The organism is Dokdonia sp. Hel_I_53, from assembly GCF_007827465.1.
Classification (GTDB): domain Bacteria; phylum Bacteroidota; class Bacteroidia; order Flavobacteriales; family Flavobacteriaceae; genus Dokdonia.
Genome location: NZ_VISL01000001.1, coordinates 782,240 through 796,719, shown reverse-complemented (window position 1 = coordinate 796,719; position 14,480 = coordinate 782,240). Strand labels below are relative to the sequence as shown.

The following is a 14,480-nucleotide window of genomic DNA, read 5'->3' as shown; positions in this document are numbered from 1 at the left end:
GGTTTGTTGCTTTTACGCTTTCGCGAAAGCGTATAAAAACTCTTTTGTGTAAATGATCAAATAAAACAAGGAGCAATTATCTAACTTTGTACTATGATAAAACACATTTCTAGCTTACAAAATCCAGCAGTAAAGCGCTTGTTACAATTGCAAGAAAAATCTCGAGTTCGCAAGAAAGAAAAAGGTTTTATTATCGAAGGTATACGAGAGATAGAACTAGCCATTGCAGGAGGATACAGGCTTACAGAAGTTTATTTTAATGAACAACTAATGAGCGAGAAAGAGGTAGGTGCATTTGTGTCTGCACCAGATGTTCTACTTATTTCACTTTCAACAGAGGTGTATCAAAAAGTTGCTTACAGAGCAGGCACAGAAGGGATCATTGCTTTTGCAGAAGCACAGCACAACAAACTAGAGGATCTTTTATTACCTAAAAACCCACTAATACTTGTTGCAGAGGCTCCTGAGAAGCCTGGAAACATAGGAGCTTTATTACGTACTGCAGATGCAGCAGCAGTAGATGCTGTGATTATTGCAAATCCACGTACAGACCTTTACAATCCCAATATCATACGTTCTAGTGTGGGTTGTGTATTTACTACTCAAATTGCGACAGCAACTACCAGCGAAGTAATATCCTTCCTACAGTCTCAAGATATACATATACACAGTGCAATTTTACAAGATGCAGTAGCGTATGATGTGATAGACTATAAAACTTCATCTGCCATAGTTGTGGGTACTGAAGCTACAGGCCTCACTGAAGCTTGGCGTAGTGTGGGAAAAAATATAAAAATCCCCATGCGGGGTAAAATAGATTCGATGAATGTGTCTGTCGCCGCAGGAATTCTCATTTTTGAAGCGAGAAGACAGCGAGGTTAGTTATTTAATCAATGAGTTCTATTTTCATGTATACATTCTCATAAGGCCATTCACTACCATCAACTTCTAGTTGATTAATTTTGTCTACAACCTCCATTCCTTTTGTAACCTGGCCAAATACTGTGTGGTCACCATCTAAATGATGTGCACCGCGCTGTGGCTGAACAATAAAAAACTCAAAAGGTGCAGTAGCATTACTCACATTTTGCTCTGTGTATTTTGCAGATGAGAATGCACCTCTCACATGTGAATGCTTTGAGCTCGCTTCATTAGGAATAAGGTAATTGCCAAAACTCGCCCGGTTTCTACTTGTGGTCTGAGTATCATTGTTTCCTCCTTGAATCACAAAATTAGGAGACACTCTGTGAAACTGGGTAGTATTAAAGTACTTATTCTTAACTAGCATAATAAAATTTGCTCTATGAAGTGGAGTATCTTCAAAGAGGCGAACTTCAATGTCTCCAAAACGTGTGTTAATACGCACTTTTCTTTCTGGATTTTCTAGTCCATAGTCTGTAAGAAACTTTATGAGCTCTGATTGATCCCTTATAGTTGGATTATTTGGAGTGCCCATACTGCCAAAAGGAAGCTCAATTATTTCTTGCTCTTTTTCTGTGATAGTATCTTTTACAGATAAAGATTTAGGTATAATTTTTTCTTGAGTTTTCTTATCTTGACAGCTTGTGCTTACAAGAAGTATCAAGGCTAATCCTATAGATATACGCATAATGAAATTTGAGTCCTTTTTAGAAATGGTTTCAAAAATAAGAAATCTACCGCTTCCTGGAAGAGAAGTACAGCTTGAAATGGCTCCTATGGATCGTATAAAAGAGCTAAAAGAACAAGATATAATTAAGAAAAAACCTAGGCAGGCGGCTGTAATGGCATTGTTATATCCTAACGGTAAAAATGAAACGCACATTATTCTAATTTTACGTAAAACGTACAAAGGCGTTCATTCTAATCAAGTAGGTTTTCCGGGTGGGAAAGTAGAGCAGGAGGATAGGGATCTTGCCCATACCGCACTTAGAGAAACCGAAGAGGAGGTGGGTGTACCACAAGATAAGATAACCGTAGTACGTAAACTTACAAATATATATATACCGCCTAGTAACTTTTGGGTGCAATCTTTTATAGGATATACAAAATATCACCCCGATTTTAAAGCTCAAGAAGATGAGGTAGAAGCACTTATTGAGGTACCTCTTAAGGAATTTTTATCAGAAAAATCACTAGTTAAGGAGCGACTTTCTACATCCTATATGGAGGATATGGAGGTGCCAGCTTATAAATTGAATAATTATATTGTTTGGGGAGCAACGGCGATGATGCTCAATGAGGTAAGGTCTCTATTAGAGGCTTCTAGCAAAATGTAAGACTTTTGTATCTTTGTAAGCTGCTTGTTTCGCTTTCGCGAAAGCAAAAATAGTTTCATACCAACTTTAAATTTATCAATGGGGTTATTTAAGAAAAATCCATTTGGACATATATTATTTTTAAAACGCTGGCTTATTCGTATTGCTGGCGCACTTACACATAGGCGCTATCAAGGTTTTAATGAACTTTATATTGAAGGTTCAGATGTATTAAAAGACTTGCCTGATAAAGGTGTTTTGTTTGTGTCAAACCACCAAACCTATTTTGCAGATGTGGTGTCTATGTTTCATGTCTTTAATGCCACATTAAGTGGTCGTGTAGATTCTATAAAAAATATAGGGTACCTATGGGACCCAAAACTCAACTTATACTATGTTGCAGCAGGAGAAACGATGAAGTCTGGTATTTTACCAAGAATTCTAGCGTATGCTGGCGCGATAACTGTAAGTCGTACATGGCGAGAGAAAGGTAAAGAAGTAGAAAGAGAGGTCAATTTAAAAGACACAGAAAATATAGGAATTGCCTTAGATGATGGATGGGTCATCACTTTTCCTCAAGGAACTACTAAGCCTTGGAAACCTATTAGAAAAGGGACTGCACATATTATAAAAAACTATAAGCCTATTGTTGTACCTATCGTCATTGATGGTTTTAGAAGAAGTTTTGATAAAAAAGGACTTCGTATAAAAAAACGTGGAATTTTACAGTCTTTTGAAATTAAAGAACCTTTAGAAATTGATTATGAAAATGATTCTATAGAGAAGATTGTAGAACAGTTAGAGTTTGCTATCGAGCAACATCCTTCCTTTTTAAAGGTTATACCAATAGAAGAAATTGAAGCAGAAGAAGAGCTTAATAAAACAAGACAGTGGGAATATTAAGAATAAAACTAGATGTTAATTTATAAAAGAGAGCTACCATACGGTAGCTCTCTTTATTTACCAAAAGGTAACTGCTATAAAGCAAATTACCTTTATAGAAATTTAATCCCCCATAATTAAACTTCTAGCTTTTTTAACTGTTCATAATTAGACTTTAATCTTCTGGTTAAACGACCATAAATAAGCCTGTATACAAGAAGTAATATTCCTATTAATATACCCATAACAATAAGCAGAGTCAATACTAACATAATAGGACTAGTAATATCAAAAGTAGTTGGATCGTTATAATACGCAATGAGAAATACAACGATGCTTCCTACAAAAATGAAGCTAACGTTAAACCAGATATATTGTTTAACAGTATTTCTTGCCTTTAAAATTGTTTTCATCAATACTTTTGCGTTATCGGTAGATTGTATTGCTTTATAGTTCAAGTAAAATCTAATGATAAAGTATATAAGTGCCGCATAGTTAATGGCAAGCAATACAGTATCTACTGTTTCTATACCTACTTTCTTTTCAAAAGCAGCATTAGAGTCTTTTTGTTCCAATACAAGATTAAGTATGATCCAAAATGCAAATTCAATAATACTTATAATTAAAATCCATTTAATAATGGATGATGATTTTTTAAGAAGCATGGGATAAATGTCTTCTCTAGAAAATTTTGGAAGGCTGCCTTCCTGTTTTTTCCAATCTTTCTTTAATAATTCTAATTCGTCTACCATAATACTATGGATTTAATATTTTTTTTAGCTTCGTCTTCACTCGGTTCATTTTTACTCTGGCATTTACTTCAGTAATACCTAGTGTTTCAGAGATCTCACTATAATTTTTATCTTCTAGATACAAGAACACAAGTGCCTTGTCTATATCATTAAGCTCTTTGACTGCGCTGTACATTAATTTTAGTTGTTGCTCTACGGTGTCATCATATTCTTCTGATGAAATACGAAACATCACAGTATCAAAGTCTTGTGTTTGTATGGTTCTTTTTGATTTACGATACAGGGTGATGGCAGTATTTAAAGCAACACGGTACATCCAAGTACTAAATTTTGAATCTCCGCGAAACTTAGGAAATGCTTTCCACAACTGTATGGTAACCTCTTGAAACAGATCATTGTGTTGATCCTGATTGTTTGTATACAATCTACAGATCTTATGCACAATGTTCTGGTTCTCCTGTAAAAGAGTTACAAACTTGTCTTCAGTTTCTTTGTTCAATGGTTGGTGGCTTAGTGAGGTATAGGTAGTCCTTTTCTGTAAAGTGTTACAAGTATTTAAGGATAAACAACAAATTTTATGATATTTATTTTTATAAAACTAAAAATCAGCTGTTTATAGTTGATTTAGATTTACTAGTTAAAATCTTTAATATTTTCTTCTCATGAGCTCATACCTTCGATTAAGTAATTCTCTTAATATCTCAAGATCAACATCTGATAGTTTATTGATATATAAACAGGAAACACTCGTTCTGTGCTTACCCAGTTTTTCTAATAAATCTCCCATCTTATTAAATCCGGGCATTATATAAATACTCAGGTTTTGCTTGCGTGGAGAAAAACCAATCATAGGCCAGTTTCCTACTCGACCAGAAGCGTAGCTATATTGATACTCATCATACCCTATTATACTGTCACCCCACATATTAGGTTCCATACCGGTTATGTCATTCATCATAGAAAGAAGTTGAGAGCTATTCTCTTTTCTTGTAGGATGGGCTATGCTATCAATAAAATGAGAGACAGAAGCATTTGTTTTTGTAGTTTTTTGAGTGCTCATTTTTATCTATAGGTATCGTTAAGTCCTTTTCCATTTAAAATTAATGGAATACACTTTTCAAGTCTCCTTTGCTTTGTGGCCTCTTGCTTAGCTTCATTAATATACATTCCATACTCTCTTTGTTTACTTGAAGATAAAGCGTCAAAATTGAGTTGTAGTTGTGCGTCATTTAATAATGCATTTTTAAGCATTATAGGAAGAACTACTTTAGATTGAGTAGGTGTACTTTGTACTTTCTTACCTTGTTTTGCATTTTCTATCGCTTCGTCTATAAATTTTAAAGCGATTGTGGGGTTTAATTCTTCATAAGATGTGTAAATAAGGTGACGCATCGCTTTGGTTTTTCCTTCTTGTGCATTTCTAAGTTGCTTTTTTTTGTCTGTAAGAAGGGCTCCTTGAAAAAACCAAAGGCCAAAATGATTTTGAAAACTTGCAATTCCTACTACATTTTTACCCTTATAGGTATATGTTGGAAAACTCCACTTCCAGTCTTCTTTAAGGCCCGCATCTAGGACAAGTTTTCTTAAGTCTGCAATACCAGTTTTCCATGGAGATGGTTTGGAATAAAAATCGGATATTTTTTCTGCTTTTGTCATAGGTTTAAAATACAAAAAATACAATTGATCATTATAAAATAACAGTTGAGTGAGTTGCGCTTTCGCGAAAGCGTAACACTTTTCATATTTGCTTTGTAAATAATCAATCAAACAAGCAATTATGAAATTTTCAATTCTCACATTCCTTTTTTTTAGCTTAACTACTGTCGTGGCCCAAACAGAAATCTCTGGTGTTGTTATCAATAAAAGGGGAATCCCTATAGTGGGTGCAAATGTATTTTTAGAGGGCACCTATGATGGTGCTAGTACGAATGATAATGGGTATTTTTCATTTACGACCACAGAAGTGGGAGAACAATTATTTAAAGTTACGTATCTCTCTTATGAGCCTTACGAACAGTTTATGGACGTTCGCTTCTATACTAATTTAAAGATAACATTAAAGGAGGATGTAAACTCTCTAGCTACAGTAGTGCTTTCTGCTGGTACATTTGAAGCTAGTGATAATAGTAAAGTTTCAGTTTTAAAACCTTTAGATGTTGTCACTACAGCAAGCGCATTAGGAGATTTTGTAGGAGCATTACAAACCTTGCCGGGTACAACTACAGTCGCAGAGGATGGTCGCTTATTTGTAAGAGGTGGTGATGCAGGAGAAACGCAAATTTTTATAGATGGGATACGAGTATTTACACCTTACACCGCCACTTCAAACAATGTCCCAGCTAGAGGACGCTATAGCCCATTCCTCTTTGACGGTATTACATTTTCTACGGGAGGTTACTCTGCAGAATATGGAGAGGCACTATCAAGTGTTTTATTACTAAATACGATAGATGAACCAGATCAAAATAAAACAGACATATCCATAATGTCACTAGGAGGCGGGTTAGGACTCACTCGTAAATGGAACAAGAGTTCTTTATCGCTAAGTACATCTTACCTCAACCTAGCAGCTTATAATGCTATTTTCCCTGTAAGAGATACATGGCAAAAACCTTTTGAAGTACTTTCTGGAGAGGCTGTCTATCGCTACCGGACAGCTAACGGACTTTTTAAGATGTACCTTGCTGGAGATACTACAAATTTTAAAACGACTCAAGAAGACATCAATAATCCAGAAGGGTTTGATTTTGCTTTAAAAAATAGAAACCTCTATTTAAATACAAATTATACAGAAGTACTTAGTGATGCGTGGACACTACATACAGGAGGAAGTTATACGCTTGCGCGAAACCGTATATCCCCACAATCTACAACGATTGACAATACACAACACAGTGCTCATCTTAAATTAAAAATGAAAAAACGATTTTCAAATCAAGTAAAATTTGCTTTTGGGACAGAACATTTTACAACAGATTTTTCTGAAGAATTTAAAGGTAGTATAGATGGTGAAGCTATACATCAAGCGTATAACTACCTAAGTAACATCACCGCATTCTTTGCTGAAAGTGATATTATTTTTTCTCGTGATTTTGCGATCAAATTAGGTGCAAGAACGCAGTATACAGATTATATGGGAGATTTCACTTTCTCACCTCGAGCGAGCATCGCTTACAAAACTGGGAAGAATAGTCAATTATCTCTTGCTTACGGAGACTTCTACCAGAACCCTCAAAGTGATTTTTTAAAATTTAGTCAAGAGGTAACCCCTCAGAAAACATCACATTATATTGCAAATTATCAGTATAGCAACAATGGTAGGATTTTTCGTGCTGAGGCATATCGTAAAACATATAGTAACCTCATTACCTATAATTCTGAATTTATAGAGCCAGAGACTACTTTCAGTAATGTAGGTGCTGGATATGCTCAGGGAATAGATTTTTTCTGGAGGGATAATACGAGTATAAAAAATATGGACTATTGGATTAGTTACTCATACCTTGATTCTGAAAGGAAGTATTTGAATTTCCCTAGTAAAGCCCGACCATCTTTTGCCAGTCCTCATAATATATCTGTTGTAACAAAATATTTTATAGACGATTGGAAATCGCAAGTGGGGTTTAGTTTCCAGCATAGCTCTGGTCGCACTTATACAGATAAAAATCAAGGGGGATTTTTACAATCAAATACAAAGTCTTTTAATAGTCTTAGTGTGAATTGGGCTTATTTATTAGGTCCTCAAAAAATTATTTACGCATCAGTACAAAATGTTTTAGGCTTTAGAAATATTAATGGCTATCAATATGCAGAGAGCCCTAGTGCTACAGGGAGCTTTAATCGCAAAGCATTAAGGCCTGCCACAGATCAATTTTTCTTTGTAGGCTTCTTCTGGACGATAAGTGATGATAAAACTTCTAACCAGCTAGATAATTTATAGAATCTAAAGTTTACCTTAGGATATTTCATACAGCGAATTGCGTGGTCTTACAATTTCTTTAATTTGTCTATTTGTAATTAATATTGATTTAATATTTATGATTTTATGCATCCTGAGTTTGCCATCCAGCATTTATTATATTAAATCTTTACAATTTTGTGTTTAAAATTGCCAAGCAAGTTTTTATTCCCTGCCTTATGTTTCCAATTCTAATATTTTCATTTGGACTATGTTGGTTATTATCAATGTTAACCATAGGAATAATTAGTGTGGGAACATTTAATTTGTTAATAAGAGGTACAACGAGTTAAGTGTCTGGAACAAAGAAAGTCATGCGCTGTATAATTTATTAATAAAGTATACCTTTCTTTTGTATATGAATTTTCAATTAGGAGTTTACGCTTTCGTGAAAGCATTCTAATAAAAATTTACCTTTGAGATAACCCATTCATAGGGCTATAATTTAAATTTATTAATTATCATCAACCTTTAATATTATGAAATACTTACTTTATACAATATTCTTTTCCTTATTTATCTCCTGTAGTTCTGATGATGGTGGTGAAGTAGCAGATGATGTTGTTTGTACGACTAGCGTTGAACCTTCTTTTAGGATCACTGTTCGGGATGCAGTAGACAATAGTTTACTTGAAGGGGTAACCGTTACAGCTTTAGAGAATAGTTTTAGTGCTATACTAGCACTAGAAAGCCCTGGAGTATATATTGGTCCTAACGAACGTACAGGAACCTATATTCTTTCGATTGAAAAAGTGGGGTATCAGACTGTTACGATCACGGAGCCGCAAATAGTAACGTTAACAGAGAATAGATGTCATGTGGCAACCATTGAAAGCACGTATCAATTAGAAGTAAATTAACTTTTTAAAAAACTTTTGAGAAACCCCATAAATATCATTTGGGTTTCTTTGATCAACATTTTTTAAAAAAAGGTGTAACAAATGATGCATTTTTACAACTTAAATAATAGTAAAGAGATCAATTTAAAATAACAGGTATGAATGCACATGAAATAGATTATGAAATTGTAGGCGAGGAGATGCAATATGTAGAGATCGAATTAGATCCGCAAGAAGGGGTGATTGCAGAGGCTGGTAGTTTTATGATGATGGAAGAAGGAATTCGCATGGAAACTATTTTTGGAGATGGGTCTGCAAAGGATAATACACTCATGGGTAAAATCTTTGGTGCTGGTAAAAGATTGCTTACAGGTGAAAGTTTATTTATGACTGCTTTTTATAACGAAGTTGTGGGTAAAAAAAAGGTAAGCTTTGCGTCACCATACCCAGGTAAGATTATTCCAATAGATCTTGATAAAATAGGAGGTAAGTTTATTTGTCAAAAAGATGCCTTTTTATGCGCTGCAAAGGGAGTATCTGTGGGAATTGAATTTTCACGCAAGCTCGGACGTGGGCTCTTCGGTGGAGAAGGGTTTATTATGCAGAGATTAGAAGGGGATGGAATCGCATTTGTACACGCTGGAGGAACTACTTTAAAAAAAGAACTTGTAGCTGGCGAAAGACTCAAAGTTGATACAGGTTGTATCATAGGTTTTGATAGTAGCGTAAACTATGACATAGAATTTGTGGGAGGTATTAAGAACACTATTTTTGGCGGAGAGGGACTCTTCTTTGCTACACTTTCTGGTCCTGGAACAGTGTATATTCAGTCATTACCTTTTAGCCGTCTCGCAAATAGAGTTCTGGCTATGGCTCCTAAAGCAGGAGGAAATCAAAGAGGTGAGGGATCTATCTTGGGAGGCCTTGGAGATTTACTAGATGGAGATAATAGATTTTAAGGGTAACTCACACGTTGTTAGTGATTAACAAAAAATTATTACAAAATGATACTGTTAAAGTGATCATTGTTAACAGTTTGAGTCGTTAATTTATTTTATATTGAAGGGTAATTTTAAAACCACTAAAGCCTATTAAGCACACCTACTTATTTAATACTAACCCTAAAAAACCCTTCGAATATGGCGAGAGCAATGTTTGAATACACGAAGACCATTTTAAATAAGGTAAGCTTTGATAGTACTCTTTTTTGTAAAGAACTAGAAAAGGCCATTAAACGCCTATTACCTTATGAAATAGATGAACTCCGTATTTGGATTTCAAATCTAATAAAAGAAAATCCAGATCTCGATCGATGTTTAATTTATTTAAAATCATAACTAAAAAGTCGCCTATAGGCGACTTTTTAGTTAGAGAACATATTATTTATTGAGCGGACTTATAATCTGTACATTTTGAAAAGCAATTGCTCCCTTTACAACGCCTGCAATAGTAGATCTTAGAGCTTCAATAATTTGCATTTTTAGCTCACTCTTGTGATAAATAATACTCACCTCACGAGCAGGTGAGGGTTCCTCAAATTTTTTAAAGAATATTTTATCCCTTTCAGGTATATCTAGCGTGTGTAAGTATGGGAGTAAGGTCATCCCTAACCCTTCATTGGCGAGCTTAACAAGCGTCTCAAAACTACCACTTTCTAGGGAAAATTTATTTTCATCATCAGTTCTAATCGTTTTGCACAAATTAATGACACCATCTCTAAAACAGTGACCATCTTCTAGCAATAGCATATCATCTAAATCAAGATTTTTAGTAGTAAGTTTATCATTATTAAAAAGTCTGTGATTTTGTGGGACGTAGGCTATAAAAGGCTCATAATATAAGGGCCGCTCTTTAATATTAGCATTTTCAAGAGGAGTGGCAGCTATTGCAGCGTCTAAATGTCCCTCTTCTAAGCGTTCTATGATTCTATCTGTATTAAGCTCTTCAATTTTGAGCTTAACCTTAGGATATTTATTTATAAAATTAGTGAGAAACATAGGGAGTAGTGTAGGCATTACTGTAGGGATAACTCCTAGCTTAAACTCGCCGCCTATATACCCTTTTTCTTGATCTACAATATTACTTATTCTATTTGCTTCGTTGACGATGTTCCTTGCTTGGTGAACAATTTTAGCGCCTATTTCAGTAAGTTTAATTGGTTTTTTACTTCGATCAAATATTAATATATCAAGCTCATCTTCTAATTTTTGAATTTGCATACTGAGCGTGGGCTGTGTGACAAAAGTTTTTTGTGCAGCTTTTGTGAAATTTTGATGCTCTGCTACAGCAAGCACATATTTGAGTTGAGTAATAGTCATTATTGCGATTTAAGTATGTAAAAATAAGAAACACTATCAATCTTGCATATAATGTATTTTATAATTTAAGAGTTTATCTATATAGAAAAAGCTAAGGCATACCCTTAGCTTTTTAAAATAAATTATATAACGTACTCTTACATTCTTATTTCAATATCCATATTTTCTTTACCCACTGTAATCTCTGCATTACTCCAAGATGGCGGGCCAAACCCAGCTCCAGAACCAGACACACCATAATCTTCTTTAGGCATTCCATTTGCTTCAAAATCCATTCTGCCATTACCATTTGTATCATGTAGTGTGATAATTCCATAGGCGCCCGGTTTTACATTTTCAAACACTAATGTGACTGCATTATTCTTAGGTATAGCGGCAGAGGTTTGTAAAGGTGCCGCTTTCATAAATGTCGCTTCATTATAAAGGGCAGCAGAAGCTTCCCCATCATTATTTGATAGGTTAGGTATTGTAATTGTTAAAGTAACTCCGTTTTCATTTTGCCCAAATGATAAGCCAGAAACTATAGCTAGAACTAAAAAGATAATTGTTTTCATAATAGTAAATTTAAAGATTGATTTTTTTGATGAAGTAAAAGTAGTGGCATGTTCATGCAAAAAAAAATTAGTAACGACCCAGTTGTCGTATTTAATGACTCAATTGTATAATTGTCAATCCTAAAATTCAGCTATATTGAAGTCCTATCTCTTCTCGAATTAAATCGAGCATTTTAATGAGTTGAAGGCTTTTTTTAAAACTCATTACTGGACTTTCTATTTTTTCTGAAGTAAGCATCTCTTGACAATGTAGGATTTCATAGTGATACCCATATATGCCTTCTGGTGTAGGGAAATGTACTTTAGATGTTATGCCGTTCTGAATTATTGTTACATTACTAGGCTCGTGAAAACGAGCGTGTATAATAATCTCACCACTTTCAAATATAATATGACATGTGGTGTCCGTTTTTTTATCTATAGCGCAGCATAATCGAGCATTTACGCCATTGGGATAGCTTAATAATAGCTCACAACGATGATCTACTTCTGTAGGACCAAAAATAGCACTAGCCGAAATACTATCTGTAAACCCTAAAAAGCTTAATGCGGCAAACACCGGATAAATGCCCACATCAAGCAAGCTGCCTCCACCTACTTCTTTGTTATATAATCTATGATTTTTATCAAAAGGAATGGCTATCCCAAAATCTGCTTTGAGTGATCTTATTTTTCCTAAGTCTCCGTTTTTTACTGTAGCTGAAACAAATTTGAAGTGTGGCAAAAATTGTGTCCATAACGCTTCCATTAAAAAAAATTGATGCTTTTTTGCAGCAGCAACCATTTCCATCACTTCATTTTGATTCATCGCAAATGCCTTTTCACACAGAACTCCTTTTTTATGTGTGAGACATAACATAGCCTGCTCCATATGGAACTTGTGGGGTGTAGCGATATAGATGATGTGAACTCTTGGATCTTTTACTAACTCTTCATAACTACCATAAGATACAGGAGCCTCATAATTCAACGCAAATTCGGTCGCTTTTGTGAGACTTCGGCTGGCTACTGCATAAAGTTTTCCACCTTTAGTAAGCTTTAAATCACTTGCAAATTTATGTGCAATTTTACCACAGCCAAGTATTCCCCAATAAATCATATACTTACTAATTTGTGGCTTAGTAGGGAGATATTAAAATAATAAACCATTATTTTTTAGGTTTTTGCTTTCGCGAAAGCGGTAATATCCTACACTATTTTCTCTTTTTTTCCGAAACTTACCTCTAATACAATCGCTAAGAACATGACAATACCACAGCCTATAACGTTAAGCCATAAATAGGATAACGGAATAGTTTCATAGTGTATACAAGCGTATAATCCTATAATGATAGCCTGCGTCACTAGTGCGGCCATAAATACTGCATTACTTTGAACAAATTTTATAAAAAATGAAAGTAAGAAAATCCCAAGAATGTTTCCATAAAAAATGGAGCCAATAATATTTACAAGCTGTATTAAATTTTCAAATAGGCTTGCTGTACAAGCTACAATAATGGCTAATACTCCCCACATGAGTGTAAATCCTTTAGTTGATTTCACATAATGATCTTCGGTCATCACTCCTTTATAATTTCGTTTATATAGGTCTACGGCAGTGGTGGCGCCTAGGGCATTTAACTCTGAGGCTGTAGATGACATTGCTGCGCTTAGTATCACGGCTAGCAAAAGACCGATAAGACCGTGAGGAAGGTTATTAAGTATGAAATGGATAAAGACATAATCTTTATCATTATTTTCAACCTCTGGAGCAGCACGAGCTATAAGATCTTTACCTACAGATCTTAGTTCCTTATCCTTAACGGCATACGTTTCTATATATGATTTTTGTATCCCATCACTGGAGTAAATATCTAGAAGCGGATCTTTTGCATAGTTAAATGCTGCTGTTTTTTGATTCTCTTGGTTATTTTGAAGTTGTTTATTAAGACTTTCAAATTCGTCTTTATATATAGAGTTTTCTACAGCATATGTAGCTGCAGGGTTAAAATTTATAGGAGAATTATTGAATTGATAAAAAACAAACACCATGACTCCTACCAGTAAAATAAAAAATTGCATAGGTATTTTAAGTGCTCCGTTAAAAAGCAAACCCATCTGCATTTCTTTTACATTTTTACCAGAAAGATAGCGCTGCACTTGGCTTTGATCTGTGCCAAAGTAAGACAGCATTAAGAATGTACCACCTAATAGACCTGTCCAAACGGTATACCGATTATTTAAATCAAATGAAAAGTCTAACAAATTCATTTTCTCACCAGCGCCAGCTATACTCAATGCATCTGTAAAACTTATAGCATCAGGTAACTTATCGAGAATAAGGTAAAATGCGATGGCCATACCTGCAAAGATCACTGCCATTTGTTGCTTTTGTGTAATACTCACTGCTTTCGTACCGCCTGATACGGTGTACACAATTACCACAATCCCAATAATGATATTAAGTACAGTAAGGTTCCAACCTAGTACGGCAGATAATATGATAGCTGGTGCATAAATGGTTATACCTGCAGCAAGACTTCTTTGTATCAGAAATAATATTGCAGCAAGAGACCTAGTTTTCAGATCAAACCTAGTTTCTAAATACTCGTAAGCGGTAAATACTTTTAACCTATGGTAAATTGGGATGAATACGAGGCAGATGATAACCATTGCAATAGGAAGTCCAAAATAAAATTGAACAAAACCCATCCCAGAATAAAATCCTTGGCCTGTAGTAGAGAGAAAGGTAATGGCACTAGCTTGCGTAGCCATCACAGAAAGCCCTACTGTCCACCATTTTGAAGTGTTGCCTCCTCTTATATAGTCTTCTGCATTTTTGCTTCCTTGCGTTTTATACGTACCGTAGACAACGATAAATATGAGGGTAAAAGCAAGTACTGCCCAATCAAGAATTTCCATATTAAGCGTATCGTTTCATTAGTAGATAAAAGATAATAA

General features: G+C 34.8%; 16 protein-coding genes. 7 read left to right on the top strand and 9 right to left on the bottom strand.

The features are described from left to right. Positions 1-93 precede the first annotated feature (93 nt). Entirely contained in the window at positions 94-882 is a 789-nt protein-coding gene (locus tag OD90_RS03430; protein ID WP_144666596.1) for a TrmH family RNA methyltransferase, read from the top strand. A gap of 4 nt (positions 883-886) precedes the next feature. Here OD90_RS03430 and OD90_RS03425 read toward each other — a convergent pair whose 3' ends face one another. Beyond that, positions 887-1,609, bottom strand: coding sequence for a peptidylprolyl isomerase (locus tag OD90_RS03425; protein ID WP_144666594.1), 723 nt, complete (start codon positions 1,607-1,609; stop codon positions 887-889). A gap of 1 nt (position 1,610) precedes the next feature. Here OD90_RS03425 and OD90_RS03420 point away from each other — a divergent pair, with 1 nt between their 5' ends. Together OD90_RS03420 and OD90_RS03415 are read left to right on the top strand one after the other, a co-directional pair. After that, positions 1,611-2,258, top strand: coding sequence for an NUDIX hydrolase (locus OD90_RS03420; protein ID WP_144666591.1), 648 nt, complete (start codon positions 1,611-1,613; stop codon positions 2,256-2,258). A 78-nt stretch (positions 2,259-2,336) separates the two neighbouring features. Then, positions 2,337-3,140, top strand: a complete 804-nt coding sequence (locus tag OD90_RS03415) for a lysophospholipid acyltransferase family protein (RefSeq protein ID WP_144666588.1) — start codon at positions 2,337-2,339, stop codon at positions 3,138-3,140. A 116-nt stretch (positions 3,141-3,256) separates the two neighbouring features. On the opposite strand, the gene OD90_RS03410 is transcribed toward OD90_RS03415, so the two are convergent. From OD90_RS03410 to OD90_RS03395, 4 genes are all read right to left on the bottom strand, one after another. Beyond that, entirely contained in the window at positions 3,257-3,871 is a 615-nt protein-coding gene (locus OD90_RS03410; protein ID WP_144666585.1) for a hypothetical protein, read from the bottom strand. Between the two features lie 4 nt (positions 3,872-3,875). Beyond that, positions 3,876-4,370 carry an RNA polymerase sigma factor gene (locus OD90_RS03405; RefSeq protein WP_144666582.1) on the bottom strand — a complete coding sequence of 165 codons (495 nt, stop codon included), beginning with the start codon at positions 4,368-4,370 and terminating at the stop codon, positions 3,876-3,878. Between the two features lie 147 nt (positions 4,371-4,517). Further along, a complete protein-coding gene (locus OD90_RS03400; protein WP_144666579.1) occupies positions 4,518-4,931 on the bottom strand; it encodes a DUF1801 domain-containing protein in 414 nt (137 codons plus the stop codon). Positions 4,932-4,933: 2 nt separating this feature from the next. Continuing rightward, on the bottom strand, positions 4,934-5,668 hold the full coding sequence (locus tag OD90_RS03395) for a YdeI/OmpD-associated family protein (RefSeq protein ID WP_222430158.1): 735 nt from the start codon (positions 5,666-5,668) through the stop codon (positions 4,934-4,936). Here OD90_RS03395 and OD90_RS03390 point away from each other — a divergent pair. The 4 genes from OD90_RS03390 (at position 5,649) to OD90_RS03370 (ending at position 10,005) form a co-directional block, all read left to right on the top strand. After that, complete coding sequence (locus OD90_RS03390) at positions 5,649-7,811, top strand: TonB-dependent receptor (protein ID WP_144666576.1); 2,163 nt, start codon at positions 5,649-5,651, stop codon at positions 7,809-7,811. The two genes, OD90_RS03395 and OD90_RS03390, sit on opposite strands and share 20 nt — an antisense overlap. A gap of 497 nt (positions 7,812-8,308) precedes the next feature. Then, complete coding sequence (locus OD90_RS03380) at positions 8,309-8,689, top strand: hypothetical protein (RefSeq protein WP_144666573.1); 381 nt, start codon at positions 8,309-8,311, stop codon at positions 8,687-8,689. A 137-nt stretch (positions 8,690-8,826) separates the two neighbouring features. After that, complete coding sequence (locus tag OD90_RS03375) at positions 8,827-9,627, top strand: TIGR00266 family protein (protein WP_144666570.1); 801 nt, start codon at positions 8,827-8,829, stop codon at positions 9,625-9,627. A gap of 180 nt (positions 9,628-9,807) precedes the next feature. Then, complete coding sequence (locus OD90_RS03370) at positions 9,808-10,005, top strand: hypothetical protein (protein ID WP_144666567.1); 198 nt, start codon at positions 9,808-9,810, stop codon at positions 10,003-10,005. 42 nt (positions 10,006-10,047) lie between these two features. On the opposite strand, the gene OD90_RS03365 is transcribed toward OD90_RS03370, so the two are convergent. The 4 genes from OD90_RS03365 to OD90_RS03350 form a co-directional block, all read right to left on the bottom strand. Continuing rightward, positions 10,048-10,986 carry a LysR family transcriptional regulator gene (locus OD90_RS03365; protein ID WP_144666564.1) on the bottom strand — a complete coding sequence of 313 codons (939 nt, stop codon included), beginning with the start codon at positions 10,984-10,986 and terminating at the stop codon, positions 10,048-10,050. A gap of 137 nt (positions 10,987-11,123) precedes the next feature. Then, on the bottom strand, positions 11,124-11,540 hold the full coding sequence (locus tag OD90_RS03360; RefSeq protein ID WP_144666562.1) for a DUF2141 domain-containing protein: 417 nt from the start codon (positions 11,538-11,540) through the stop codon (positions 11,124-11,126). Between the two features lie 127 nt (positions 11,541-11,667). Beyond that, on the bottom strand, positions 11,668-12,639 hold the full coding sequence (locus tag OD90_RS03355; protein ID WP_144666559.1) for a Gfo/Idh/MocA family protein: 972 nt from the start codon (positions 12,637-12,639) through the stop codon (positions 11,668-11,670). An 89-nt stretch (positions 12,640-12,728) separates the two neighbouring features. After that, positions 12,729-14,441 carry a sodium:solute symporter gene (locus OD90_RS03350; protein ID WP_144666556.1) on the bottom strand — a complete coding sequence of 571 codons (1,713 nt, stop codon included), beginning with the start codon at positions 14,439-14,441 and terminating at the stop codon, positions 12,729-12,731. Positions 14,442-14,480 lie beyond the last annotated feature (39 nt).